This window comes from Agromyces sp. MMS24-K17 (assembly GCF_043950245.1).
In the GTDB taxonomy this organism is placed as follows: Bacteria; Actinomycetota; Actinomycetes; order Actinomycetales; family Microbacteriaceae; genus Agromyces.
In genome coordinates, this window is the sequence record NZ_CP171640.1 from 3,118,242 (window position 1) to 3,143,005 (window position 24,764).

The following is a 24,764-nucleotide window of genomic DNA, read 5'->3' on the forward strand; positions in this document are numbered from 1 at the left end:
GTCAGAGTGCGACGAGGCCGGCGAGCCCCGAGAACGTCGCGTCGCCGATGCCGGCGACCTCCCGCAGCTGGTCGACGCTCGTGAACGGGCCGTTCGCCTCCCGCCAGTCGAGGATCCGCTGCGCCATGGCCGGGCCGATCCGCGGCAGGGTGTCGAGCGCCGCGAGGTCGGCGGTGTTGAGGTGCACCAGCCCGTCGGCGGCCGCCCCGCCGCCCGTGCCGCCGCCTCCCGCGGCAGGCGCGGGCACCGCGCCGACGACCGGCACGACGACCTGCTCGCCGTCGACGACCGGACGGGCGAGGTTCACCCCGGCCGGGTCGGCATCGGCCGTCGGCCCGCCGGCGGCTGCGATCGCGTCGACGACGCGCGCCCCGGCCTCGAGCTCGACGATGCCGGGCTCGACGACCGCGCCGAGCACGTGCACGAGCAGCGGCGCCGCGCCCACGTCGGGCGACTCAACCGAGGCATTCGAGGCGTCCGGCCCGGCGTCGCCCCCGCCATCGCCGCCCCTGCCCGTGAGGGTCGACGAGCCGCCGATCGTCCCCTGCGCTCCGCCTCCGCCCGCCGCCGCCGACAGGAGCGCCGCCACCGCCACCGCGGCGACGAACAGCACGACGGCCGCGCCGACGGCGATCCGCGCCCGCGGGCCGGCCCGCCGCGCAGACGGATCGAGGGCGTCGAGGGGATCGGCGGGTGCGGGCATGCGGGCAGGCTAGGGCCGGGCGCGGTCGCACTCCGCGTCACCCGCACCGGCCGGAGGGCCGGCCCGCGTCGGGAGGTCGTTGGGGAGGAGCGCTCGCCGCGACCGGGTCACCCGGTCGCCCGGGTCACCGAGGAGTCCGGGCCACCCAGCCCCGGTCATCCGCTCCCGGCGTCAGCCCCGCGTCGCGATGTTGACGAGTCGCGGCGCGCGCACGATCACGTTCACGACCTCGCGGTCGCCGATCGCGCGGATCACGCCGGCCGACGCGCGGGCGAGCGCCTCGAGCTCCTCGGGCGTCACCTTGGGCGACACCTCGACGCGGTCGCGCACCTTGCCGTCGACCTGCACGATCGCCGTGACCTGCTCCTCGACGAGGAGGGCGCGGTCGGCCTTCCGCCACGGCACGAGCGCCACGCTCGAGTCGTAGCCGAGGCGCTCCCACATGTCCGCCGCGGTGTAGGGCGCGAACAGGTCGAGGATCATCGCCGTCACCTCGGCGGCCTCGCGCACCGCCGCGTCGGCTGCGCCGGGGCCCGAGTCGATGGCCTTGCGCGTCGCGTTCACGAGCTCCATGAGGCGCGCCACGATGACGTTGAACTTGTACGACTCCGCCAGGCCCGGGGCATCCGCCAGCAGCCGGTGCGACAGGCGGCGCAGCGCCGCATCGCCCGTCTTCCAGTCGACCTCGGGGCTCGAGGCGACCTCGCCGGCGATGCGCCAGGCGCGCGCGAGGAACTTGGCCGACCCGACCGGCGAGACGTCGGCCCAGTCGATGTCGTCCTCCGGCGGGCCGGCGAACGCGAGCGTGACGCGCAGCGCATCGGTGCCGTGCTGGTTCAGCTCCGACGCGAACTCGACGAGGTTGCCCTTCGACTTCGACATCTTCGAGCCGTCCATGAGCACCATGCCCTGGTTGAGCAGCGAGGTGAAGGGCTCGGTGAAGCCGAGGTAGCCGAGGTCGAACAGCACCTTCGTCACGAAGCGCGCGTACATGAGGTGCAGGATCGCGTGCTCGACGCCGCCGACGTACTGGTCGACCGGGGCCCACTTCTCGGCCTCGGCCGGGTCGAAGGCCTGCGTGTCGTCGTTCGCGTTCAGGTAGCGCAGGTAGTACCAGGAGCTGTCGACGAACGTGTCCATCGTGTCGGAGTCGCGCTTGGCGGCCCCGCCGCAGTTCGGGCACGCCACGTTCACCCAGTCCTCGGCGGCGCCGAGCGGGCTCGACCCCTTCGGCGCCAGGTCGAGGCCGGCGGCGTCGGGCAGGCGCACGGGCAGGTCGGCCTCGGGCACGGGCACCTGGCCGCAGTCCGGGCAGTGGATGATCGGGATCGGCGTGCCCCAGAACCGCTGGCGCGAGATCAGCCAGTCGCGCAGGCGGTAGTTCTTCGCCGCGCGGCCGGTGCCGCGCTCACCGAGCACCTCGATGGCGCGGTGGATCGCGCGCGACTTCGACAGCCCGTCGAGCGGGCCCGAGTTGATGAGCCGGCCGTCGCCGGTCAGCGCGACGCCCGTCGAGGCCGGGTCGAGCGGGGGCAGGTCGTCGGGCAGCACCGGGTTGCCCTCGTCGTCGAGCGGGATGACGGGGATGACCCCCGTCACCGGCTGGTTCACGTCGACGACCACGCGCACGGGCAGGTCGAAGGCGCGGGCGAAGTCGAGGTCGCGCTGGTCGTGCGCGGGCACGGCCATGATCGCGCCGTGGCCGTAGTCGGCCAGCACGTAGTCGCTCGCCCAGATCGGCAGGCGCTCCCCGTTCAGCGGGTTGACGGCGTAGCGCTCGAGGAACACGCCCGTCTTCGGGCGGTCGGTCGAGAGGCGCTCGATGTCGGTCTCGGCGCCGACGGTCGCGCGGTACTCCTCGAAGCGCGCGCGCACCTCCTCGGATGCCCCGTCGGCGAGCTCGGCCGCGAGCGGCGCGTCGACCGCCACGACCATGAACGTGGCGCCGTACAACGTGTCGGGGCGGGTGGTGAACACCGTGACGCGCTCGTCGCGGCCCTCGATCTCGAAGTCGACGTCGGCGCCCGACGACCGGCCGATCCAGTTGCGCTGCATCGACAGCACCTTCTGCGGCCACGCCCCCTCGAGCTGGTTCAGGTCGTCGACGAGCCGGTCGGCGTAGTCGGTGACCCGGAAGTACCACTGCGTGAGGTCCTTCTTCACGACGACCGCGCCGCAGCGCTCGCAGTGCCCGTCGACGACCTGCTCGTTGGCGAGCACCGTCTGGTCGACGGGGCACCAGTTGACCTTGCCGTCCTTGCGGTACGCGATCCCCTTCTCGTACATCTTGAGGAACAGCCACTGGTTCCACTTGTAGTACTCGGGGTCGGAGGTGTGCAGCTCGCGCGACCAGTCGAACGACGGCGCGTAGCGGCGGAACGAGCTCTTCTGCTGCTCGATGTTCGCGTAGGTCCACTCGCGCGGGTCGGCGCCGCGCTTGATGGCGGCGTTCTCGGCGGGCAGCCCGAACGAGTCCCAGCCGATCGGGTGCAGCACGTCGAAGCCCTGGTGGCGCCAGTAGCGGGCCGAGATGTCGCCGAACCCGAACGCCTCCGCGTGGCCCATGTGCAGGTCGCCCGACGGGTAGGGGAACATGTCGAGCACGTACTTGCGGGGCCGAGTGTCACCCGGGCGACCAGCGCGGAAGAGCTCCTGCTCCTCCCAGACCGGAAGCCACTTCGCCTCGATGGCGGCGAAGTCGTACACGCCGGCGTCGGCGTGCTGGGCGGGGTCGTGCTCGTTGGTCACGTGACTCTCATTCGTCGGAAGGTGCGGAATCGCGAATCCGCGCACGCCGGGGGCGCGTGCGCACACCCATCCAGCCTATTCGATCGGCGCCACCCGTCGCCCGACGACCGCGTCGATGAGCGCGCGCGCCTTGACCCGGGTCTCCTCGACCTCGGCATCGGCCTCGCTGAGCGCGGTGATGCCGCCGCCGGTGCCGATGCTCGCCCCGCGCGAGGTGACGACGACGGAGCGGATCGTCATCGCGAGGTCGGCGGTGCCGTCGACGGCGAGGCATCCGAACGCCCCGGAGTAGACGCCGCGCGGCCCGCCCTCCAGGTCGTGCAGGATCCGCATCGCGCTGAGCTTCGGCGCGCCCGTCATCGAGCCTGCCGGGAAGGCCGCCGCGACCGCGTCGAGCGCGTCGAGGGGCGGCCGCAGCCTGGCCGACACGGTCGACACCAGCTGGTGCACGTGGGCGTACTCCTCTACCTCGTGCAGCGCCGGCACGGCGACGGTGCCGAGCTCGGCGACGCGGCCGAGGTCGTTGCGCATGAGGTCGACGATCATGAGGTTCTCGGCGCGCTCCTTCTCGCTGGCGAGGAGCTCGGCGCGGAGCGCGGCATCCGATGCGGGGTCGGCGCCGCGCGGCCGCGTGCCCTTCATGGGCTTCGTGGTGACGGTGCCGTCGCGATCGACGACGAGGAACTGCTCGGGCGACGCCGACAGCAGCGCGACGCCGCCGAGGCGCAGGAATCCGCCGTGGTGCGTGGGACTGCTCCGCCGGAGCCGGAGGTACGCGGCGACGGCGTCGACCTCGCCGTCGACCTCGACCCGGTTCGTGAGGCACAGTTGGTAGGCGTCGCCGCGCACGATCGCGGCACGGCACGCCTCGATCTTGCGCCGATAGGCGGCGGGGTCGTCGCGCCAGCGCACCCGGGGTGCGGGCGGCTCGGATGCACCGGGCACGGATGCGTCGGGGGGCACGGATGCCTCGGGCTGCAGGGATGCCTCGGGCTGCACGGATGCCTCGGCCGCGGGCGCTTCCTCGTCGACGAGGACCGCCAGCCCGGCGGCGATCGACGTCGCCCACGCCTCGCCGGCCGGGCCGTCGAGCCAGTGCAGCGCCATGGCGCCGGTCGCGTGCTCCCAGACGATCGCCCGCTCGGCGAGGAGGAAGGCGGCGCCCGGGGCATCCGTCGGCGCGACCGGCACGCCGAGGCGGGCCGCGCCCCACTCGTAGCCGAACCAGCCGATCCAGCCGAGCACCGCGGGGGCGGCGGCGGCCGGGCCCGGCGCGGACGCCTCGTCCGCGGACGCGTCGGCTCCGAGATCGCTCAGCCCCCGACGCAGCCCGCGCAGGACGTCGTCGGGGTCCCCGGCATCGGGTGCGGAGACGAGCACCCGGGATTCGGCGTCGCCGACGACGAGCACGCTGCGGCCGGCCGTCGCGGACGGGCCGCCGTCGAGCCAGGCCACCACCGGGGCATCCGCTCCGAACCGCCGGAACACCGCCTCGGGATCCCGCCATTCCGGCAGGACGCGGACGTGGACGCGGCGGGGCATCCTGTCAGCGTAGGCCACCCGTGGCGGCGCCGAGGGCGCCGCCGGCGACGATCCGGCCGTCGCGGAGATCGACCACGCGGTCGATGCCCGCGGGCGGCGGCAGGTGCGAGACGAGGAGCACGCTGCGCTCCCCCGCCGCGTCGAGCAGGTCGCGCAGGAGCACGTCGCCCAGGGCACGGTCGACGTTCGCGGTCGGCTCGTCGAGCACGAGCACCGGGAAGTCGGCGAGCATCGCGCGCGCCAGCGCGATCCGCTGCGCCTGCCCGCCCGACACGAGCCGACCGCGCTCGCCGAGCCGGGTGCCGAGCCCGCCGCGCTCCCGCGTCCACTCGCCGAGGCCGACCCGCTCGAGCACGGCCAGCAGGTCGTCGTCGGTCGCGGTGTCGCGGGCGAACAGGAGGTTCTGCCGGAGGTCCTCGTCGAAGATCCACGGTCGCTGCTCGACGAGGCCGACCTGCCGGCGTACGGCCTCCGGATCGAGGTCGGATGCCTCGACGCCGTCGAGCTCGTACGAGCCCGAGTACGCGAGGAACCGCACGAGCACGTGCGCGAGCGTCGTCTTGCCGGCACCCGACGGACCGCGGAGCAGCACGCGCTCCCCCGGTGCGAGGTCGAGGTCGACGCCGTCGAGCGCGCGCGCCGGTTCGTCGCCGCCGATGGCCGGCCAGCGGGCCGACACGCCTCGGAGGCGGATCGACGGCGGGGTCCCGGCGGGCTCGCCGTCCGGCGCATCCGGCGCATCCGGCGCATTCGAGGCGTCCGGCGCATCCGGCGCGGTGTCCGGCCGTTCGGAGGTCCGACCGCTCGGCACCTGGTCGGGCAGCTCCGCCGGCACCCGGTCGGGCACGGCACCCGCCACCCGTCGGGCGGACGCCCGCGCGAGGCGGGCCGCCGCAGCCGCGGGCGGGAGGACGGCGGCGACCTCGGCGATCGCGAGCGGCACGAGCGCGAGCACCGCGAACACGGGCCCGTCGATCCGGCCGTCGACGAGCATCGGCGTCGCCGCGGCTGCGCTCGCCGCAGCCGCGATGCCTCCGACCGCGGCCATCACGGCCGCCGCGCCGCCGGCGGCGACCGAGCGGCGCCGCGCGGTGCGGGCCAGCCGGTCGCCGAGCTCGGCGATGCGCGCCGCATCCGCCTCGGCGGCGTCGAACGCGGTGAGCACCTCGAGCGACTGCACGTGGTCGACGACCGCGGCGTGCAGGCGGCCGCGCAGCGGCGCGAGCTCGCGATCGGCACGCCGGGCGGCCGACCGCTGCAGCAGCAGGGCGGCGCCGATCCCGGCGACCAGGCACGCGAGGAGCGCCGTCGCCGAGGCGGGCGCGAGCAGCCACACGCCGACGAGGGCCGCCGCCAGCACGACCGCCGCACTCGCGAGCGGCTGCACGACGCGGAGCGTCACCATCTGCAGGTCGTCGACGTCGCCGACGAACCGGGCCAGCAGGTCACCGCGACGGGTCGCTGCCAGCCCGTCGGGGGCGAACGGCAGCACCCGCTCGTACACCCCGGCCCGGATCGCGGCGAGCTGGCGGAACGACGCGTCGTGGCCGGCGAGGCGCTCGAGGTAGCGGAAGGTCGCCCGGCCGAGCGCGAACGCCCGCACGCCGACGACCGCGACGGTGAGGTACATCACCGGCGGCTGCTCGGAGGCCCGCACGATCAGCCACGCCGAGCACGCGAGCAGCGCGACGGCCGAGATGCCGGAGAGCGCGCCGAGCAGCACGGCCGGCAGCAGCCGCCGCACGGGCGGCACGGCCGAGCGGAGCACGACGCGCGTTCGGTCGTCGGTGCGGTCGTCGGTGCGGTCAGGCATGCACGGCCTCCAGGTCGATCACCCGGTCGGCCGCGGCGGCGAGGGCGGGCCGATGGGTCGCGACGAGCACGGCGCGGCCGTCGGCCGCGAGCTCCCGGAGGGAGGCGGCGAGGTGCGCCTCGCGCGCGTCGTCGAGGGCCGAGCTCGGCTCGTCGAGCACGAGGAGCGCGGCGTCGCGCACGAGGAGCCGGTGGATCGCGCGCGCCGTCGCCACCCGCTGCGCCTGCCCGCCGGAGAGCCCGCCCCCGCCCGGGCCCAGCAGGGTGCCCGGGTCGAGGTCGACGCCTGCGAGCCGGAGCGCGCGTTCGACCTGCCAGTCCTCGGCGTCCGGGTCGTCGTCGCCGAGGCGCACGTTGTCGGCGATCGTGCCCGCGAGCAGCGTGGGCGCCTGCCCGGCCCACGCGAGCCGGGCGCGCACCGCCCTCGCGCCCGAGGCGCCGTCGAGCGTGACCCGGCCCTCGGACTCGGCGAACCCGAGGATCGCCGCGATCACCGACGACTTCCCGCTGCCCGACGGCCCCGTGAGGGCGACGACCTCCCCCGGTCGCACCCGGATGGCCAGGCCGTCGGCGACGAGCCGATCGCCGCGGCGCACGACGAGGTCGGCGACGCTCAGGCCGAGGTCGGCCGGGAGGATGCGGCGGGTCCCGCCCGAGGCATCCGGGGCGGAGGCTGCGCCGTCCGGCGCGTGCGCGCCGCCGGGGACGGGCTCGGCCGCGGCATCCAGCAGGTCGAACGCGTCGGCCGAGGCCTCGACGCCGGCGGCCGACGCGTGGAACGCGGCGCCGACGTTGCGGAGCGGCAGGAAGACCTCCGGCGCGAGCACGAGCACGAAGAGCCCGGGCAGCAGCGACACGTCGCCCGCGACGAGGCGGAGCCCGACCGTCACCGCGACGAGCGCCACCGACAGGCTCGCCGCGAGCTCGAGGGTGAAGCCGGAGAGGAAGGTGATGCCGAGGACGCGCATCGTCCGCCGGCGGTGGTCGTCGGTCGCCGCGCGGATCCGGGCCGACTGGCGGCGCGCGCGCCCGAACAGCATCAGCGTCGAGAGCCCGCCGAGCACCTCGAGGAACGCCGTCGACAGGGCGCCGAGGCCATCCCAGTGGCGGCGCTGCACCGCGGCGGTCGCCATGCCGATGAGCGCCATGAACACCGGCACGAGCGGCAGCACGATCGTGAGGATGAGTCCCGACAGCGGGTCGGCGATCCATGCGGCCACGAGGAACACGGGCGTCGCGACCGCGCTCAGCGCGAGCTGCGGCAGGTATCCGCCGAAGTAGTCGTCGAGCGCGTCGAGCCCCGACCCGAGCAGCGTCGCGACCCGCGCCGTCGGGTACCCCGGCACGCCGGCGGGTCTCCGGGCGAGCGCCGCGAGCAGGTCGGCCCGGAGCTCGGACTTCACCCGCAGGGCGCCGGCGGAACCCGTCGATTCCCAGCCCCACGCGGCCAGTGCCCGGAGCACCGCGGCACAGACGAGCACCGCGAGCGGCAGCGCCGAGGCATCCGCGCCCGCACCGGAGACGAGGGCGACGACGACGGAGGCGAGGGCCCACGCGAACGCGACCGTCGCGGCGGCCTGCAGGGCCGCCAGCGCGGCGCCGGCGGCGAGGAACCGCCGGGCGCCCCGCGTGCGACGGACGAGCCTGGGATCGAGCGGCTTCACGTCAGTGCGCTGCCGCCTCGATGGATTCCCGGGTGACCCGCTTCCGGAAGACCCAGTACGTCCACGCCTGGTAGGCGAGCACCAACGGGAGGAAGATCAGCGCGACCCAGCTCATGATCGTCAGCGTGTACTCGCTGCTCGACGCGTTCTCGATCGTCAGGCTGTTCGCCGGGTCGTTCGAGGCCGGCATGACGTCGGGGAACAGCGCGGAGAACAGCGCGAGCACGGCGGTCGCGATCGTGACGGCGAGGAACGTGAACGCCACGCCTTCCGACCCGCGCGCGTTCGCGAGCCAGCCGGCGATGAGCGCGACGGCCGCGACCGCGGCGAGGATCCAGAACCACGCGGTACCGAAGGCGAACCCGGTCCAGAGCAGGAACGTCGCGGCGACGACGACGGTCACCACGCCCGCCCGGGCCGCGAGCCGCCGGGCGCGCTCCCGCAGGTCGCCGACGGTCTTCAGCGACACGAAGACGACGCCGTGCGTGAAGAACAGCAGCAACGTGGTCAGGCCGCCGAGCAGGGCGTACGGGTTCAGCAGGTCGAACAGCGTGCCCGTGTAGTTGTGGTCCGCGTCGAGCGGGACGCCCTGCACGATGTTCGCGAACGCGACGCCCCAGAGCAGGGCGGGCACCGCGCTGCCGATCACGATCATCCAGTCGAACCGCGCCTTCCACGCGGCATCCGGGTTCTTGTGGCGGTACTCGAACGAGACGCCGCGCGCGATCAGCGCCGCGAGGATCAGCAGCAGCGCCAGGTAGAACCCGGAGAAGAGCGTCGCGTACCACTCCGGGAACGCCGCGAACAGGGAGGCGCCGGCCACGATGACCCACGTCTCGTTGAGGTCCCACACGGGGCCGATCGTGTTGATCAGCACCCGGCGGTCGGTGTCGTCCTTCCCGAGGAAGGGCAGCGACATGCCGACGCCGAAGTCGAACCCGTCGAGCACGAAGTAGCCGACGAAGAGGAAGGCGACGATCCAGAACCAGAGCACTGCGAGATCCATGTCTTCCTCCTCCTAGTAGACCGTGGCTGCGGGTTCGTGGCGACCCGTCTCGGGGTCGGGTTCGCCGACGTCGGGCGGGCCGTTGCGGATCGCCTTGATGATGAGCCCGAACTCGACGACCGCGAGGGCGCCGTAGATGACGGTGAACACCACCAGCGAGATGAGCACCTCCAGGCCGGTCACGTTCGGCGAGACCGCCGATTCGGTCGGCAGCAGGCTGAACACGATCCAGGGTTGCCGGCCCATCTCCGTGAAGATCCAGCCGACCGTCATCGCGAGCAGCGAGAGCGGGAAGCTCCAGATCGCGACCGTCCAGATCCAGCGCTGGCGGGGCAACCGGCCCTTGCGGGTGAGCCAGAGGCCGACGACGGCGACGAGCACGTGGAGGAGGCCGAGGCCGATCATCCAGCGGAAGGCCCAGTACGTCACCCAGATGATCGGCGAGTAGTCGCCGGGGCCGTAGAGGTCGGTGTACTCGGCCTGCAGGTCGTTGATCCCCTCGACGCAGCCGTCGAGGCTGTGCGTCGACAGCAGCGAGAGCAGGTAGGGCACGCGGATGGAGAACAGCTCGCTGGAGCCGTCGGGCGTGCCGAGGGTGAACAGCGAGAAGGATGCGTCGGCCCCGCAGACCGTGTCGTACGTCGCCTCGGCGGCGGCCATCTTCATGGGCTGCGTGGCGACCATCGCCAGGCTCAGCTGGTCGCCGAAGAACGTGGTGAGCGCGCCGGAGATCACCATGCCCCAGAGCCCGAACTTCAGTGCCGGCCGCATGGACTCGAGGTGCTGGTTGCGGGCCAGGTGCCAGGCTGCGGCGCTGATGATCAGGCCGGAGGACACCATGAAGGAGGCGGCGATGGTGTGCGGGAACGCGGCCAGGGCGACCGGGTTCGTGAGCACCGCGCCGATGTCGACGAGTTCGGCGCGCTCCTTGACGTCGTTGATCTCGTAGCCCACCGGGTTCTGCATGAAGGCGTTCGCGGCGATGATGAAGTACGCCGAGACGATCGAGCCGATCGCGGTGCACCAGATCGTCGCCAGGTGGATGCCGCGCGGGAGCTTGTCCCAGCCGAAGATCCACAGCCCGATGAACGTCGCCTCGAAGAAGAAGGCGAGCAGGCCCTCGAGGGCGAGCGGGGCGCCGAAGACGTCGCCGACGAAGCGGGAGTACTCCGACCAGTTCATGCCGAACTGGAACTCCTGCACGATGCCGGTGACGACGCCCATCGCGAAGTTGATGAGGAAGATGTTGCCGAGGAACCTCGTGACCTGCAGGTACTCGGCCTTGCCGGTGCGGTACCAGGCGGTCTGGAAGATCGCCGTCGTGGTCGCGAGGCCGATCGTGATCGGCACGAAGAGGAAGTGGTAGACGGTCGTGAGGCCGAACTGCCACCTGGCGAGCAGCAGCGGATCGAGGAGGTCGTTCACGTGCATCCTTCCGACGAGATGGTGCAGCCGCGTCGCCCGCCCGGGCGAATCTTCTACACAGCGTAGAACATAGCGGATCCAGTGGGTACCCTTGATGCATGGCGAATCTCGGAGACCTGGAGCGCTCGGTCATGGAGCAGCTCTGGATGAGCGACGCCGCCCTCACCGCCAACGAGGTGCGCGACCGCATCACCCTGCTCGCCAGCGACGAGGGCCGCGCGCCGGCGACGACGACGGTGCTCACCGTCCTCGCCCGCCTCGAGCGGAAGGGCTTCGTCACGCGCTCGCGCGACGCGCGCCCCCACCGCTACCACGCGCTCCTCAGCCGCGAGGACCACACCGCCGAGCTCATGCACGAGGTCCTCGACCGGTCCAGCGACCGCGACGCCGCCCTCGCCCGCTTCGTCGGCACCGTCAGCACGCAGGAGGCCGCCACCCTCCGACGGCTCCTCGACGATCTGGCCCACCACTGACGTGATCGCCGTCGCCGTCCTGCTGGGCGCCCTGGCTGTGGCGCTCGCCTGGCCCGTGCCGCTCGCGCTGGCGCGGGCGGCCTGGCCTGCGACGGTTCCCGGCGCGGCACTGGCGCTCTGGCAGGGCATCGCCCTCGCCGGCGGCCTCTCGATGATCGGCAGCCTGCTCGTGTTCGGCGCCGCACCGGCCGGGTCGCTCACCGCCGCCGCCGAGCAGCTGCTCCCCCTGGTGTTCACCGGGTCGCTGCCCCCGCACTTCGGGCTGGCGCACATCGCCGCCCTGACGCTCGCGGTCGCGCTCGCCGTGCACCTCGCGCTGAACCTCGGCCTCACCGCAGCCCGCGCCGAACGCGAGCGACGCCGCCAGCACCAGCTCATCGCACTGCTCGGCGACCCGCTCCCGGGATCGCCGCGCACCCGCATCCTCGCGCACCCCGTCCCCCTCGCGTACTGCGTGCCCGGGGTGCGCACCGCCACCGTACTCACCGAGGGCCTCGTCGCCGCCCTCGACGAGCGCGAGCTCGCCGCCGTCGTCGCGCACGAGCGCGCGCACCTCGACCAGTTCCACCACGTCGTGCTCGTCGCGTTCCGCGCCTGGCACAGCGCGCTGCCGTGGTTCCCGATCGCCAACCGGGCGGAGCGCGCGGTCACGCAGCTCACCGAGATGCTCGCCGACGACGCGGCCCGGCGCGAGATCGGCGAGGTGCCGCTCCGCGGTGCGCTCGAACGGCTCGGCGCCGATGCGGAACCCGGCGCCTACGCCGACTCCGGCGGCGTGGCGCCCGACCGCGACATGCTCGACGCCAGACTCGCCCGCCTGGGCGACCCCGGGGTGCGCGTCCCGTGAACGACGCCCTCGACTGGATCCTCGACGCGGTGCAGTCGGTCGACCCGGTGCTGCGCACCGTGCTCGCGGGCGTCGCGATCATGCTCGAGACGTCGATCCTCATCGGGCTCGTCGTGCCCGGGGACACGATCGTGATCGTCGCCTCGACCGGCATCGAGAACGTCGCCCAGTACGTCGCCCTCCTGGTCGCCGTCATCGTGGGCGCGCTCGTCGGCGAGTCGATCGGGTTCGCGATCGGGCGCTGGTTCGGACCGCACCTCGTCCACTCGCGGCTCGGTCGACGCATCGGCGAGGCGAACTGGGCCCGCGCCCAGCGCTACGTCGAGCGTCGCGGCGGACCGGCGGTATTCATCTCGCGGTTCCTGCCGGTGCTGCACTCGATCGTGCCGCTCGTCGTCGGCATGAGCACGATGCGCTACCGCCGGTTCATGGCGTGGACGGTGCCCGCATGCCTCGTCTGGACGACCGCCTACGTCACCGTCGGATGGCTCGCCGCCGACAGCTACCGCGAGCTCAGCCGCGAACTCCACTGGGCCGGCTACGTGTTCGTCGGGATCATCGTCGTGTTCCTGGTGGGCGTCTGGCTGGTGAAGAAGCTCATCGTGCGCCTCGAGTCGCGCCATTTCGAACCGGATGCCCCGGCCGCCGACGCGGCTCCCGCCGACACCGCTCCCCCGACACGGCGGAGGGGCCGGACGCCGAGGCATCCGACCCCTCCCCCGCGACGGGCGAGCCGACGGCCTAGAACAGGGCCTTCTCGGCCAGCCAGTCCGCGGCGATGTCCTCGGCGTTGCGCTGCTCGTTGACGCTCTCGTCGTTCAGCGCGACGAGGTCGGCGGCGGTGAGCGCGGCGCTCACGGTGTTGATGACGTCGGCGATCTCGTCGGTGACCTTGTCGCTGGCGAGCGGCACGACGTTCGAGGCGAGGAACAGGCCCTTCGGGTCCTCGAGCGTCACCAGGTCGTTCGCCGCGATGTTCGGATCGGCGCTGTAGATGTTCACGAGCTGCACCTGGTCGTCGACCAGGGCCTTCACCGTGAGCGCGCCGCCCGAGTCCTCGATCGCCGTGAAGCCGACGTCGACGCCGTACGTGTCCTTCAGCCCCTGCGGGCCGTACGGACGGGTCTCGAGCTCCGCGTTGCCGCCGAGCGTGAGCGGCACCGGCACCCCGGCGAGGTCCTCGAGGCTCGTCACCCCGTACTCGTCGGAGAACGCCTTGGTCACGTTGTACGAGTCCTGGTCGGTCGCCGGCGACTGGTCGAGCACGCGGAGCCCGTCCGGCAGCGCACCGGTGAGCTCCTCGTAGACGTCGTCGCTCGTCGTCGCGGTCGTATCGGGCACGTAGTACTGCAGGAGGTTGCCCGTGTACTCGGGGAACAGGTCGATCTCACCGGCCTCGATCTCGGGCAGGTAGACCTCGCGCTGGCCGATCTCGAAGTCGCGCTGGACCTCGTAGCCGTTCGCCTCGAGGGCCTGCGCGTAGATCTCCGCGATGATCACGTTGGAGTAGTAGGCCTGCGACCCGATCACGATGGTCTCGGAGGCCGAGGCGTCGCCGGCGGGCGCCGTCTCGAGCGGGTCGCTCGAGGCGCATCCGGCCAGCGCCACCCCGAGGCCGACCGCCGTCGCGATCGCGACGAGCCGGCGGCTGCGAGTTGCTGTGGACATTTGGTTTCCCTTCGATCGTGGGCTGCGCCGGGGGCGGCGCTCAACCCGTGGCCGGGCGCGCCCGATGGGAGCGGCGGGCCCGGAGTTCGGTGGACCGCGCGGCGCGGACGCCGGCGGGCACGACGAGGCGCTGGAGGAGTGCGAACACCCCGTCGAGCACGAGTGCGAGCGCGATGATCAGGATCGACGCGCCCAGCATGATCGTGAAGTCCCTGGTCTTCAGGCCGAGGAAGATGTACGTTCCGAGCCCGCCGGCGCCGACGTACGCCGCGAGGGTCGCGGTCGCGACGACCTGGAGGACGGCCGCGCGGATGCCGCCGATGATCGTCGGCAGCCCGAGCGGGCCCTCGACGCGGAGCACCAGCTGGGTCTCGGTCATGCCCATACCGCGTGCGGCATCGACCACGCGGCGGTCGACGCCGCCGATCCCCGCGTATGCCCCCGCGAGCACGGACGGGATCGCGAGGACGACCAGGGCGAGGTACGGCGCCCCCACCACGACGCCGAGGGCGAGGGCGAAGAGCGTGAGCAGGCCCAGCGTCGGGAGCGCCCGCAGCGCGCCCGAGACGAGCACCGCCGCCTCCCGTCCGCGGCCGGTGTGGCCGACGACGGCCCCCGCGGGAAGCGCGATGAGGGTCGCGCCGAGCACGACGAGCAGGCTGAACACGACGTGGAACACGAGCCGCGCCCCGATCCCGTTCGGGCCCCCCAGTTCGCCGGGTCGAACAGCCAGGCCAGTGCGTCGACGAACGGGTTCATGCGAGCACTCCGTCCGCGGCGGGGCGAGGCCGGCGGCGCCTCCCATGGGTCCGCTCGACGCGCGTCCACGGCAGCAGCCACCGGCCGGCGAGCACCGCCGCGCCGTCGAGGGCGGCGGCGAGGGCGACCGTGACGATCACGCCCGTCCAGATCTCCACGGTGATGTTCCGCTGGAACCCGTCGGTGAACAGGCTGCCGAGGCTCGGCACGCCGATCACGGCCCCCACCGTCGCGAGGCTGACGGTGCTCACGATCACGACGCGGAGGCCGGCCAGCAGCCCGGGCCCCGCGAGCGGCAGGTCGACGGCCCAGAAGCGCCCCCACGTGGAGTACCCGACGGCCGTCGCCGACAGCCGCACGTCCCCGTCGATGTCGGCGAACGCATCGGCACCCGACCGCACCATGAGCGCGATCCCGTACAGGGTGAGCGCGATGACCAGGTTCAGCGGCGACCGCACCGGCGTGCCGACGATGCCGGGAAGCGCGATGAGCAGCGGCAGCGACGGGATCGCGTAGAGGATGCCGCACACGCTGAGCAGCAGCGCGCGCGACCAGCGATACCGCCAGGCCGCCCACGCGATCGGGATCGACAGCACGAAGCTCAGGATGATGGCAGGCACCGACAACGCGATGTGGACGAGCAGGAGTTCCCCCACCCGATCGAGGTTCGACCAGAGCCAGGTCACCGGACGAGCACCCCGGCCGGCCGGCCGGCCTCGTCCACGAGCACCTCGCGGCCGCCGACCTCGCTGACCCGCAGCGCCCGCGTGCCGCGCTCGGCGCCGATGAATCCCGCGACGAAGTCGTCCGCCGGGGCGGCGAGGATCTCCGCCGGCGTGCCGACCTGCACGACCTCGCCGCCGGTCCGCAGGATCACGACGCGATCGCCGAGCCGGAAGGCCTCGTCAATGTCGTGGGTGACGAACAGCACGGTCTTGCCCAGCTCCCGCTGGAGGCGCAGCAGCTCGTCCTGGAGCTCGGTGCGCACGAGCGGGTCGACGGCGCCGAACGGCTCGTCCATGAGCAGGATGTTCGGGTCGACGGCCAGGCCCCGCGCCACGCCGACGCGCTGCTGCTGGCCGCCCGACAGCTGAGCCGGGTACTTCTCGGCGAGCGAGCGGTCGAGGCCGACCGTCTCCATGAGCTCGAGCGCCCTCGCGCGCGCGTCCGCCCGGCGTTCGCCGCGCAGCACGGGAACCGTCGCGATGTTGTCGACGACCTTCCGGTGCGGCAGCAGCCCGGAGTTCTGCATCACGTAGCCGATGGACCGGCGGAGCTTGACGGGATCGATCGTCGAGACATCCGTGCCGTCGATGGTCACGCTGCCCGAGGTCGGGTCGACCATGCGGTTCACCATGCGCAGCAGGGTGGTCTTGCCCGAACCCGAGGAGCCGACCAGGACCGTCGTCCGCCGAGGCGGGACCTGGAGGTCGATGCCCTGCACCGCGACGGTGCCGTCGGGGAACTGCTTGGTCACTCCGCGGAACTCGATCATGGCGTCTCGCTTCCGCGGGCCGGCGATCGCGACCCGCGCTCTCAGCCAAACACCATTCGCCCCGCTCAGCAACGCGGGGCGTCACACTACGCGGCGCTGGCTCGGAGGGCGCGCCGCAGGTGCGCGTCGAGGTAGTCGCGCACGACGCGCTTCGCCTCGTCGAGGTAGCGGGGGTCGCCCTCGACGTCACGGGCGAACGCCCGGCTGATCAGGGCATCCGCGAGTTCGATGGCGACGCCGAGCCGGAACCGGACCTCGGCGATGTCGTCGATCTCGCCGAACTCGGCCTCGATCACCCGGGCCATGCGCGCCGCGAACTCCGGCTCCTCGCCGGCCTCGTCGGGCTCGCGGTCCGCCGCGCGGACGACGGTGAAGCCCGGCTCCTCGCGGTAGAGCTCGGCGGAGGCGTCGATCGCGACCTCGACGACGTCCCACCAGGTCGTCACGGATGCCGCGGCCAGCCCGTCGGCGACGCGCTCGCGGAACCGCTCCACGCAGCGCTCGCGCAGGGCGTGCAGGATCGCGACGCGGTCGGGGAAGTACCGGTAGACCGTTCCGATCGACGCGGCCGACCGCTCGGCGACCATCTGCGTCGTCAGCCGCTCGAAGCCGACCTCGTCGACGATCTCGGCCGCGGCGTCGAGCAGCGCGTCGAGTCGCTGCGTGCTGCGACGCTGCGTCGGCTCGGTCCTGACGTTCCGTCGGCGCCCGTGTTCGGCCCCGAGGATCAGGTCGATGTGCGGCACGGAACCTCCCTCATGTTGCCGGACCACTCTACCTGCCGCCCGGGGCCCGGCCCGACCACGCGGCGGGCGGCGATCGCCCGATGCGTGCCCGGCGGTCGGGGCGTGAAAGACTGGAACGATGCCGGAGAACATCCCCGACCCGGCCGGTCCCCGAACGCGGACGAGCCGGCACGGTGCCGCGCGCGTCGAGGACTGGATCCACGACCTGCGGGAGCGCTGGGCGCGACGCCGCGGCCAGGTGCCCACCGTCGTCCCCTACACCGGCTACGGCTCCACCGAGTGGGTTCGCGTGTTCTGCCGCGTCCTGCTCGCCAAGCCGCGCACGACGGATGCCTCGACCCGGCGTCGACGGGCCGAGCCCACGACGATCCGCGGCTGGCGCAGCTTCGTGAGCGTGCCCGTCGGCGGCGTCCCCGTGGCCATCGAGGTCGGCGGCCAGCGGGTCGAGGTGCTCGCCGACCGCGGCGGCGTGGTCGACACGAAGATCCCGGTGCGGCTGGCTCCGGGCTGGCACACCGCGACGCTCCGGGCCGAGGGCTCCGAGCCCGTCGAGGCCCCCATCACGATCGTGTCCCCCGAGCAGCGGTTCGGCATCATCTCCGACGTCGACGACACCGTCATGGTGACGGCGCTGCCGCGCCCGTTCGTCGCCGCGTGGAACACGTTCGTGCTCGACGAGCACGCCCGCATCCCGACGCCCGGCATGGCGGTGCTCTATGAGCGCCTCGCCCGCGAGCACCCGGGCGCCCCCGTCATCTACCTGTCGACCGGCGCCTGGAACGTCGCGCCGACGCTCACCCGCTTCCTCTCGCGGAACCTCTACCCGGCCGGCCCGCTCCTGCTCACCGACTGGGGCCCGACGCACGACCGGTTCTTCCGCAGCGGCAGGGAGCACAAGGACGAGAACCTGCGCCGGCTCGGCGAGGAGTTCCCCGACATCCGCTGGCTGATGATCGGCGACGACGGCCAGAACGACGAGGACCACTACGCGCGCTTCGCCGCCGAGCACCCCGGCCAGGTCGCCGCGGTCGCGATCCGGCGCCTGTCGACCGGTGAGGCCGTGCTCGCCGGCGGTCGTTCGAAGGGCGACGGGCACGAGCCGGGCGTGCCGTGGGTGTCGGCCAGCGACGGCTCGAGCCTGGCCGACCAGCTCGCCGATGCGGGCATCCTCTCCCCCGACGGCACCGGCAGCGGATCGGGCGAGCCGGCGCGCAACTGAGTCGCGCCCCGGCCGCCGGCGATCCGCGCCGCGCAACCGGACCGGGGTCGCGATCAGCCTGCGAACGCCTCCGAGCGCGAACGGGCGAACGACGCCAGCCCGCGGTTGACCTCACGCGCCCAGAACGGACCGCGGTAGATGAAGGCCGAGTAGCCCTGCACGAGCGTCGCACCGGCGTCCAGCCGGTCCTGCACGTCCGCCGCCGTCTCGACGCCGCCGACCGAGATGACGCACAGGTCCGCGGGCACCTCCTCGCGGACGATCCGGAGCACCTCGAGCGAGCGGGCCGCGAGCGGCGCGCCCGACAGGCCGCCGGCCCCGATCGCCTCGACCTTCGCCGCGGGCGTCTTCAGCCCCTCGCGCGAGATCGTCGTGTTCGTCGCGATGAGGCCGTCGAGGCCGAGCTCCACGACGAGCCCGCAGATGCGCCGCACCTCGTCGTCGGTGAGGTCGGGGGCGATCTTCACGAGGAGCGGCGTCTCACCGGCAGCCGCGCGCACGGCCCGCAGCAGCGGCGCGAGCGAGTCGAGCTCCTGCAGGCCGCGCAGGCCCGGTGTGTTCGGCGAGCTGACGTTGACGACGAGGTAGTCGGCGTAGCGCGCGAGCACGCGTGCGCTGCGCTCGTAGTCGGCCGTGGCCTCCTCGACCGGCGTCACCCGGCTCTTGCCGATGTTGACGCCCAGCACCGGCCGGTGCGAACGGCGCGAGAGGCGCGAGAGGCGCCCGGCCGCGGCATCCGCCCCGCCGTTGTTGAAGCCCATCCGGTTGACCAGCGCCCGGTCGGGGATGAGCCGGAAGAGCCGGGGGCGCTCGTTGCCGGGCTGGGCGATCGCGGTGATCGTGCCCACCTCGACGTGGCCGAACCCGAGGTTGCCGAGGCCGCGCACCGCGAAGCCGTCCTTGTCGAACCCGGCCGCGACGCCGAACGGCGACGGGAACCGCAGGCCCAGCGCCTCCACCGCGAGCTCCGGCGCGGGGCGCGTGAAGCGCTCGACGATCCGGCCGAAGCCGAGCGTCGGGAGCAGCCGGATGAACCGGAACGCGAAGTGGTGCGCCGACTCCGGGTCCATGCGCGAGAAGACGAGGGAGAAGATGAGCCTGTACATACCGGAGATCAGGCTACCGGAGGCGAGGGCGCCCACCGCGCCCATGCGTGCAGCCGAGCGGGCGCTGCGCGACGGCTCACTCCGCCGGTCGCGCCGGGAGCCGGCCGTGCGCCGCGCGGAGCTGGTCGATCGCCGCCTCGAAGTCGTCGAGCGATTCGAAGGCCTGGTAGACGCTCGCGAACCGGAGGTAGGCGACCTCGTCGAGCTCGCGGAGCGGCGGGAGGACGGCGAGGCCGATGTCGTTCGCCTCGATCTGCGACGCGCCCGTCGAGCGGATCGTCTCCTCCACGCGCTGGGCGAGCACCGCGAGGTTCGCGTCGGTCACCGGCCGGCCCTGGCACGCCTTGCGCACGCCGAGCACGACCTTCTCACGGCTGAACGGCTCGACCACCCCGCTGCGCTTGATCACCGAGAGGCTGGCGGTCTCGGTGGTCGAGAATCGGCCGCCGCATTCGGGGCACTGGCGGCGCCGGCGGATCGAGAGCCCGTCGTCGCTCGTGCGGGAGTCGATGACCCGGGAATCGGGATGACGGCAGAAGGGACAGTACATGGTGCTCCCAGCCTATCGACGCGACCGGGGGCCGCGGCCGTCCGCGAACCGGCGCCGGCCCCACCGGCGGAGCGCGCCCACCCCGGTCACCGCTCGAACCGAGCCGTCACCGCGGCGCCGTGCGCCGGGAAGTCCTCCTCGTCGCAGAGCGCCGCCACGACGGAGGCGACCTCGCGCAGCGCCGCCTCGCCGTAGCGCACGACCTGCTGCGGTCGCAGGAACGTCGCCGCCGACAGGCCGGCCGCGTGCCGGGCGGTGCCGCCCGTCGGCAGCACGTGGTTCGAGCCGGCGGCGTAGTCGCCGAGGCTCACCGGCGAGTACGGCCCGATGAAGATCGCCCCCGCGTTCCGCACGCGCGCGAGCACCGCGTCGGGGTCGGCGACCTGGATCTCGAGGTGCTCGGGCCCGAACGCGTTCACGAAGTCGGCGGCGCGGTCGAGGTCGTCGACCAGCACGATCGCCGACTGCGGTCCGGTCAGGGCCGCGATCGCGCGTTCGCCGTGCTTCGTCTCGCCCGCCCGGGTCGCGAGGCGGTCGTCGACGGCGGCGGCGAACTCGGCCGAGTCGGTGACGAGCACGGATGCCGCGAGCTCGTCGTGCTCGGCCTGGCTGAGCAGGTCCGCCGCGACGAAGTCGGCGTCCGCCGACGCGTCGGCGACGACGACGATGTCGGTCGGGCCGGCCTCCGCATCGATGCCGGTGACGCCGGCGACCGCCCGCTTCGCCGCGGCCACGTAGACGTTGCCGGGGCCGGTGACCCGTTGCACGGGCTCGAGCCCGAGGTCCTCGACGCCGTACGCGAACGCGCCGATCGCGCCCGCGCCGCCCATCGCGTACACCTCGTCGACGCCGAGCAGGGCGGCGACGGCGGCGATCGTCGGGTGCACCCGCCCGCCGAAGGCGGCCTGCGCCGGCGAGGCGAGCGCGATCGACCGGACGCCGGCGGCCTGGGCCGGCACGACGTTCATGATCACGCTCGACGGGTACACCGTCTTGCCGCCGGGTACGTACAGGCCCACGCGGTCGACCGGCGCCCAGCGCTGCTCGATGACGGCGCCGTCGCCGACCTGGGTGCGGGTCGGCGCAGGCACCTGTGCGGCGCTCGCGGCGCGCACCCGCGCGATCGTCGTCTCGGCGGCGGCACGCACCTCCGGCGCGAGCGCGTCGAGCGCCTCGGCGAGCTCCGCCGCCGGCACCCGCACCGCAGTGGGGCGCACCCGGTCGAATCGCTCGGACTGGTCGAGGAGCGCGGCCGAACCGCGCTCGCGCACGTCGTCGATCAGCTCCTGGGCCACGTGCAGCGCGGCCGAGACATCCGTCGTCGCCCGCGGCACGGCCGCGAGGAGGTCGGATTCGGACGGGCTGGTGCCCCGGAGGTCGATGATGCGCAGCATCCATCCAGCGTACCGAGCGGGCGGCGCCGTGCCGCCCGCGCCCGGGCGCCCGGAGCGCCGGGTCGGCCATCGTGCGCCGATTCGGATCAGCCGGATCGCCGGCTCAGATCAGGCAGTTCGGCCCGAGCAGGCTCTTCAGCTCGCCGTAGAAGTCGCTCGTCACCGACACCGGGTACGGCAGCTCGAAGACGCGGGCGAGCCCGCCCTTCGTGAGCCGGAGCCGCACCTCGGTCTGCCCGCGATGGCGGATCAGCACGTCGCCGAGCGCGGTGATCGTGTCGGTCGTGGCGCGGATGTCGGGGATGGTGATGACCACCGGCCCGTTCTCGTCGCCCTGCCCGAACTCCGGCGTGAGCACGCTGTAGGCGTGCAGGTTCATGCCGTCGTCGCGCATCGACACCCGCCCGCGCACGACCACGATGGAGTCGCCGCGCAGGGCCGGCGCGAACTCCTGGTAGGCCTTGCCCATGAACATCACGGTGATCTCGCCCGAGAAGTCCTCGACCGTGATCATGCCGTACTGGTTGCCGCTCTGGCGGGCGACGCGGTGCTGCACGTTCGTGACGAGCCCCGCGACGGTGACGGTGTCGCCGTCCTGCGTGGAGTCGGAGCCGGTCAGGTCGGCGATCGTCGTGGACGCGTGCTTGGCCAACGGCACCTCGAGGCCCGCGAGCGGATGGTCGGAGACGTAGAGGCCGAGCATCTCGCGCTCGAACGCCAGCTTGTCCTTCTTCGCCCATTCCGGCCGGTCGGGCACCAGCGACGGGGCATCCGCCTTCTCGTGGTCCTCGAACAGGCTGTCGAAGTCGAACCCGACGTCGCCGACCTCCTCGGCGCGCTTCTCCTTCACGGCGGACTCGACCGCGCCCTCGTGGATCTCCACGAGCGCCCGGCGCGTGTGCCCGAGCGAGTCGAACGCCCCGGCCTTCACGAGGGACTCGATCGTGCGCTTGTTCGCGACCGGGATCGGCACCTTCTTCAGGAAGTCGTGGAACGACTCGAACCGGCCCTTCGCGTCGCGGGCTCCGCGGATCGCGTCGACCACGTTGAAGCCGACGTTGCGCACCGCGCCGAGGCCGAAGCGGATGTCCTCGCCGACCGCGGCGAAGAACCCGATCGACTCGTTGACGTCGGGCGGCAGGACCTGGATGCCCATGCGGCGGCACTCGTTGAGGTACAGCGCGAGCTTGTCACGGGCGTCGCCGACGCTGGTCAGCAGGGCGGCCATGTACTCGGCCGGGTAGTGGGCCTTCAGGTACGCCGTCCAGTAGCTGAGCACCCCGTACGCCGCCGAGTGCGCCTTGTTGAACGCGTAGTCGGAGAACGGCAGCAGGATCTCCCAGAGCTTCCCGATCGCGTCCTCGGAGTAGCCGTTCGCCTTCATGCCGTTCGAGAAGCCCTCGTACTGCTTGTCGAGCTCCGACTTCTTCTTCTTGCCCATCGCGCGACGCAGGATGTCGGCCTGGCCGAGCGAGAACCCGGCGACGCGCTGCGCGATCGCCATGACCTGCTCCTGGTAGATGATCAGGCCGTAGCTCGTGTCGAGGATGTCCTTCAGCGACTCCTCGAACTCGGCGTGGATCGGCGTGATCTCCTGCAGCGCGTTCTTGCGCAGCGCGTAGTTCGTGTGCGAGTTCGCACCCATCGGACCCGGCCGGTACAGCGCGATGACCGCCGAGATGTCCTCGAAGTTGTCGGGCTTCATGAGGCGCAGGAGCGAGCGCATCGGCCCGCCGTCGAGCTGGAACACGCCGAGCGTGTCGCCGCGCCCGAGCAGCTCGTAGGCGGCCGCGTCGTCGAGGGCCAGGTCCTCGAGGACCGGGCGGAAGCCGCGGTTCGCCTCGATGTTGTCGAGCGCGTCGTCGATGATCGTGAGGTTCCGCAGCCCCAGGAAGTCCATCTTGATCAGGCCGAGCGACTCGCACGCGGGGTAGTCGAACTGCGTGACGATCTGGCCGTCCTGCTCGCGCTTCATGATCGGGATGATGTCGATCAGCGGATCGCTCGACATGATCACGCCGGCCGCGTGCACGCCCCACTGGCGCTTCAGGTTCTCGAGCCCGAGCGCGGTCTCGAAGACGGTCTTCGCCTCCGCGTCGGTCTCGATGATGGCGCGGATGTCCCCCGCCTCCTTGTACCGCGGGTGGTCCTTGTCGAGGATGCCGGTGAGCGGGATGTCCTTGCCCATGATCGCCGGCGGCATGGCCTTCGTGAGCTTCTCGCCCATCGAGAACGGGAAGCCGAGCACGCGGCCCGAGTCCTTCAGCGCCTGCTTCGCCTTGATCGTGCCGTACGTCACGATCTGCGCGACGCGCTCCTCGCCGTACTTCTCGGTGACGTACTTGATGACCTCGCCGCGCCGGCGCTCGTCGAAGTCGACGTCGAAGTCGGGCATGGAGACGCGGTCGGGGTTCAGGAACCGCTCGAAGATGAGCCCGTGCTGCAGCGGGTCGAGGTCGGTGATCTTCATCGCGTAGGCGGCCATCGACCCGGCGCCCGAACCACGGCCGGGGCCGACGCGGATGCCGTTCTCCTTCGACCAGTTGATGAAGTCGGCGACGACGAGGAAGTAGCCGGGGAAGCCCATCTGGCTGATGACGCCGACCTCGTAGTCGGCCTGCTTGCGCACGTCGTCGGGGATGCCGTTCGGGTACCGGACGTGGAGGCCGCGCTCGACCTCCTTGACGAACCAGCTCTCCTCGTTCTCGCCGGAGGGCACCGGGAAGCGGGGCATGTAGTTGGCGCTCGTGTTGAACTGCACGTCGCAGCGCTCGGCGATCGCCAGCGTGTTGTCGCAGGCGTCGGGGTGGTCGCGGAAGACGTGGCGCATCTCGGCCGCGGTCTTCAGGTAGAAGTCGTCGGCGTCGAACTTGAACCGGTTCGGGTCGTCGAGGGTCGAGCCCGACTGCACGCACAGGAGCGCCGCGTGGCTCTTCGCGTCCTCGGCATGCGTGTAGTGGAGGTCGTTCGTCGCGACGAGCGGCAGGTCGAGGTCCTTCGCGAGCCGGAGCAGGTCGTCCATGATCCGCTTCTCGATGCCGAGGCCGTGGTCCATGATCTCGGCGAAGAAGTTCTCCTTGCCGAAGATGTCGCGGAAGTCGGCGGCCGCCTTGACCGCCTCGTCGTACTGGCCGAGCCGAAGCCGCGTCTGCACCTCGCCCGAGGGGCACCCAGTGGTCGCGATGAGCCCCTTGGCGTACGTCTGAAGCAGTTCGCGGTCCATCCGGGGCTTGAAGTAGTAGCCCTCGATCGACGCGCGGCTCGAGAGCCGGAAGAGGTTGTGCATGCCCTCGGTCGTCTCCGCGAGGAGGGTCATGTGCGTGTAGGCGCCCGCACCCGAGACGTCGTCTCCGCCGCCGTTGCCCCACCGCACGCGCGTCTTGTCGCCGCGGTGCGTGCCCGGCGTGAGGTAGGCCTCGGTGCCGATGATCGGCTTGATGCCGGCGTCGGTCGCCTGCTTCCAGAAGTCGAAGGCGCCGAACACGTTGCCGTGGTCGGTGACCGCGATGGCCGGCATGCCGTAGCCCTGCGCGGCCTTCATCAGCTCGCTCACCCGCGCGGCGCCGTCGAGCATCGAGTACTCGGAGTGGACGTGCAGGTGCACGAA

Annotated in this window: 20 protein-coding genes; 4 read left to right on the forward strand and 16 right to left on the reverse strand. The window is 72.6% G+C overall.

Annotated features, from left to right (window positions below):
* Position 1 precedes the first annotated feature (1 nt).
* The 7 genes from ACGGZK_RS14265 to ACGGZK_RS14295 form a co-directional block, all read right to left on the reverse strand.
* A complete protein-coding gene (locus ACGGZK_RS14265) occupies positions 2-703 on the reverse strand; it encodes a helix-hairpin-helix domain-containing protein (RefSeq protein ID WP_395243293.1) in 702 nt (233 codons plus the stop codon).
* Positions 704-874: 171 nt separating this feature from the next.
* Positions 875-3,451, reverse strand: a complete 2,577-nt coding sequence (leuS, locus tag ACGGZK_RS14270; protein WP_395243294.1) for a leucine--tRNA ligase — start codon at positions 3,449-3,451, stop codon at positions 875-877.
* A gap of 75 nt (positions 3,452-3,526) precedes the next feature.
* Entirely contained in the window at positions 3,527-4,993 is a 1,467-nt protein-coding gene (locus ACGGZK_RS14275; protein WP_395243295.1) for an anthranilate synthase component I family protein, read from the reverse strand.
* A gap of 4 nt (positions 4,994-4,997) precedes the next feature.
* Entirely contained in the window at positions 4,998-6,806 is a 1,809-nt protein-coding gene (cydC, locus tag ACGGZK_RS14280) for a thiol reductant ABC exporter subunit CydC (RefSeq protein WP_395243296.1), read from the reverse strand.
* Positions 6,799-8,469 carry a thiol reductant ABC exporter subunit CydD gene (gene cydD / locus ACGGZK_RS14285; protein WP_395243297.1) on the reverse strand — a complete coding sequence of 557 codons (1,671 nt, stop codon included), beginning with the start codon at positions 8,467-8,469 and terminating at the stop codon, positions 6,799-6,801. The genes cydC and cydD overlap by 8 nt, the downstream gene beginning before the upstream one ends.
* Position 8,470: 1 nt before the next feature.
* Complete coding sequence (gene cydB, locus ACGGZK_RS14290) at positions 8,471-9,475, reverse strand: cytochrome d ubiquinol oxidase subunit II (RefSeq protein ID WP_395243298.1); 1,005 nt, start codon at positions 9,473-9,475, stop codon at positions 8,471-8,473.
* A 12-nt stretch (positions 9,476-9,487) separates the two neighbouring features.
* Positions 9,488-10,900: a cytochrome ubiquinol oxidase subunit I gene (locus ACGGZK_RS14295; RefSeq protein ID WP_395243299.1), complete on the reverse strand. Its 1,413-nt coding sequence runs from the start codon at positions 10,898-10,900 to the stop codon at positions 9,488-9,490.
* A 98-nt stretch (positions 10,901-10,998) separates the two neighbouring features.
* Between ACGGZK_RS14295 and ACGGZK_RS14300 the strand changes: the two genes are divergently transcribed.
* The 3 genes from ACGGZK_RS14300 to ACGGZK_RS14310 are packed head-to-tail and all read left to right on the forward strand — an operon-like array spanning position 10,999 to position 13,026.
* Positions 10,999-11,373 (forward strand): BlaI/MecI/CopY family transcriptional regulator, encoded by a 375-nt coding sequence (locus ACGGZK_RS14300; protein WP_395243300.1) that lies wholly within the window; start codon positions 10,999-11,001, stop codon positions 11,371-11,373.
* 1 nt (position 11,374) lies between these two features.
* A complete protein-coding gene (locus ACGGZK_RS14305) occupies positions 11,375-12,220 on the forward strand; it encodes a M56 family metallopeptidase (RefSeq protein ID WP_395243301.1) in 846 nt (281 codons plus the stop codon).
* The gene (locus tag ACGGZK_RS14310; protein ID WP_395243302.1) at positions 12,217-13,026 is read left to right on the forward strand and encodes a DedA family protein; all 810 of its coding nucleotides are present in this window, start codon (positions 12,217-12,219) and stop codon (positions 13,024-13,026) included. Before ACGGZK_RS14305 ends, ACGGZK_RS14310 begins: the two co-directional genes overlap by 4 nt.
* Here the strand turns inward: ACGGZK_RS14310 and ACGGZK_RS14315 are convergent.
* From ACGGZK_RS14315 to ACGGZK_RS14335, 5 genes are all read right to left on the reverse strand, one after another.
* A complete protein-coding gene (locus tag ACGGZK_RS14315; RefSeq protein WP_395243303.1) occupies positions 12,962-13,888 on the reverse strand; it encodes an ABC transporter substrate-binding protein in 927 nt (308 codons plus the stop codon). The genes ACGGZK_RS14310 and ACGGZK_RS14315 overlap by 65 nt on opposite strands.
* Positions 13,889-13,928: 40 nt before the next feature.
* Positions 13,929-14,567, reverse strand: a complete 639-nt coding sequence (locus ACGGZK_RS14320; protein ID WP_395243304.1) for an ABC transporter permease — start codon at positions 14,565-14,567, stop codon at positions 13,929-13,931.
* A 76-nt stretch (positions 14,568-14,643) separates the two neighbouring features.
* Complete coding sequence (locus ACGGZK_RS14325) at positions 14,644-15,333, reverse strand: ABC transporter permease (protein WP_395243305.1); 690 nt, start codon at positions 15,331-15,333, stop codon at positions 14,644-14,646.
* Positions 15,330-16,142 carry an ABC transporter ATP-binding protein gene (locus ACGGZK_RS14330; protein ID WP_395243306.1) on the reverse strand — a complete coding sequence of 271 codons (813 nt, stop codon included), beginning with the start codon at positions 16,140-16,142 and terminating at the stop codon, positions 15,330-15,332. The genes ACGGZK_RS14325 and ACGGZK_RS14330 overlap by 4 nt, the downstream gene beginning before the upstream one ends.
* An 86-nt stretch (positions 16,143-16,228) precedes the next feature.
* Positions 16,229-16,888: a TetR family transcriptional regulator gene (locus ACGGZK_RS14335; protein ID WP_395243307.1), complete on the reverse strand. Its 660-nt coding sequence runs from the start codon at positions 16,886-16,888 to the stop codon at positions 16,229-16,231.
* A gap of 118 nt (positions 16,889-17,006) precedes the next feature.
* Between ACGGZK_RS14335 and ACGGZK_RS14340 the strand changes: the two genes are divergently transcribed.
* The gene (locus ACGGZK_RS14340; RefSeq protein ID WP_395243308.1) at positions 17,007-18,107 is read left to right on the forward strand and encodes an App1 family protein; all 1,101 of its coding nucleotides are present in this window, start codon (positions 17,007-17,009) and stop codon (positions 18,105-18,107) included.
* A gap of 53 nt (positions 18,108-18,160) precedes the next feature.
* Here ACGGZK_RS14340 and ACGGZK_RS14345 read toward each other — a convergent pair whose 3' ends face one another.
* The 4 genes from ACGGZK_RS14345 to dnaE form a co-directional block, all read right to left on the reverse strand.
* Positions 18,161-19,213, reverse strand: a complete 1,053-nt coding sequence (locus ACGGZK_RS14345; protein ID WP_395243309.1) for a quinone-dependent dihydroorotate dehydrogenase — start codon at positions 19,211-19,213, stop codon at positions 18,161-18,163.
* 76 nt (positions 19,214-19,289) lie between these two features.
* Positions 19,290-19,763 (reverse strand): transcriptional regulator NrdR, encoded by a 474-nt coding sequence (nrdR, locus tag ACGGZK_RS14350; RefSeq protein ID WP_395243310.1) that lies wholly within the window; start codon positions 19,761-19,763, stop codon positions 19,290-19,292.
* 86 nt (positions 19,764-19,849) lie between these two features.
* Complete coding sequence (gene hisD / locus ACGGZK_RS14355; protein WP_395243311.1) at positions 19,850-21,157, reverse strand: histidinol dehydrogenase; 1,308 nt, start codon at positions 21,155-21,157, stop codon at positions 19,850-19,852.
* A gap of 103 nt (positions 21,158-21,260) precedes the next feature.
* On the reverse strand, positions 21,261-24,731 hold the full coding sequence (gene dnaE / locus ACGGZK_RS14360; RefSeq protein ID WP_395246093.1) for a DNA polymerase III subunit alpha: 3,471 nt from the start codon (positions 24,729-24,731) through the stop codon (positions 21,261-21,263).
* Positions 24,732-24,764 lie beyond the last annotated feature (33 nt).

Bases quoted from the DNA above. Each gene is read 5' to 3' on its own strand.
- ACGGZK_RS14330 (WP_395243306.1), bottom strand. From the start codon at position 16,142: ATGATCGAGTTCCGCGGAGTGACCAAGCAGTTCCCCGACGGCACCGTC.
- ACGGZK_RS14345 (WP_395243309.1), bottom strand. From the start codon at position 19,213: ATGTACAGGCTCATCTTCTCCCTCGTCTTCTCGCGCATGGACCCGGAG.
- ACGGZK_RS14315 (WP_395243303.1), bottom strand. From the start codon at position 13,888: ATGTCCACAGCAACTCGCAGCCGCCGGCTCGTCGCGATCGCGACGGCG.
- ACGGZK_RS14300 (WP_395243300.1), top strand. From the start codon at position 10,999: ATGGCGAATCTCGGAGACCTGGAGCGCTCGGTCATGGAGCAGCTCTGG.
- ACGGZK_RS14265 (WP_395243293.1), bottom strand. From the start codon at position 703: ATGCCCGCACCCGCCGATCCCCTCGACGCCCTCGATCCGTCTGCGCGG.
- cydB (WP_395243298.1), bottom strand. From the start codon at position 9,475: ATGGATCTCGCAGTGCTCTGGTTCTGGATCGTCGCCTTCCTCTTCGTC.
- ACGGZK_RS14340 (WP_395243308.1), top strand. From the start codon at position 17,007: ATGCCGGAGAACATCCCCGACCCGGCCGGTCCCCGAACGCGGACGAGC.
- cydC (WP_395243296.1), bottom strand. From the start codon at position 6,806: ATGCCTGACCGCACCGACGACCGCACCGACGACCGAACGCGCGTCGTG.
- ACGGZK_RS14275 (WP_395243295.1), bottom strand. From the start codon at position 4,993: ATGCCCCGCCGCGTCCACGTCCGCGTCCTGCCGGAATGGCGGGATCCC.
- nrdR (WP_395243310.1), bottom strand. From the start codon at position 19,763: ATGTACTGTCCCTTCTGCCGTCATCCCGATTCCCGGGTCATCGACTCC.
- hisD (WP_395243311.1), bottom strand. From the start codon at position 21,157: ATGCTGCGCATCATCGACCTCCGGGGCACCAGCCCGTCCGAATCCGAC.
- dnaE (WP_395246093.1), bottom strand. From the start codon at position 24,731: ATGCTCGACGGCGCCGCGCGGGTGAGCGAGCTGATGAAGGCCGCGCAG.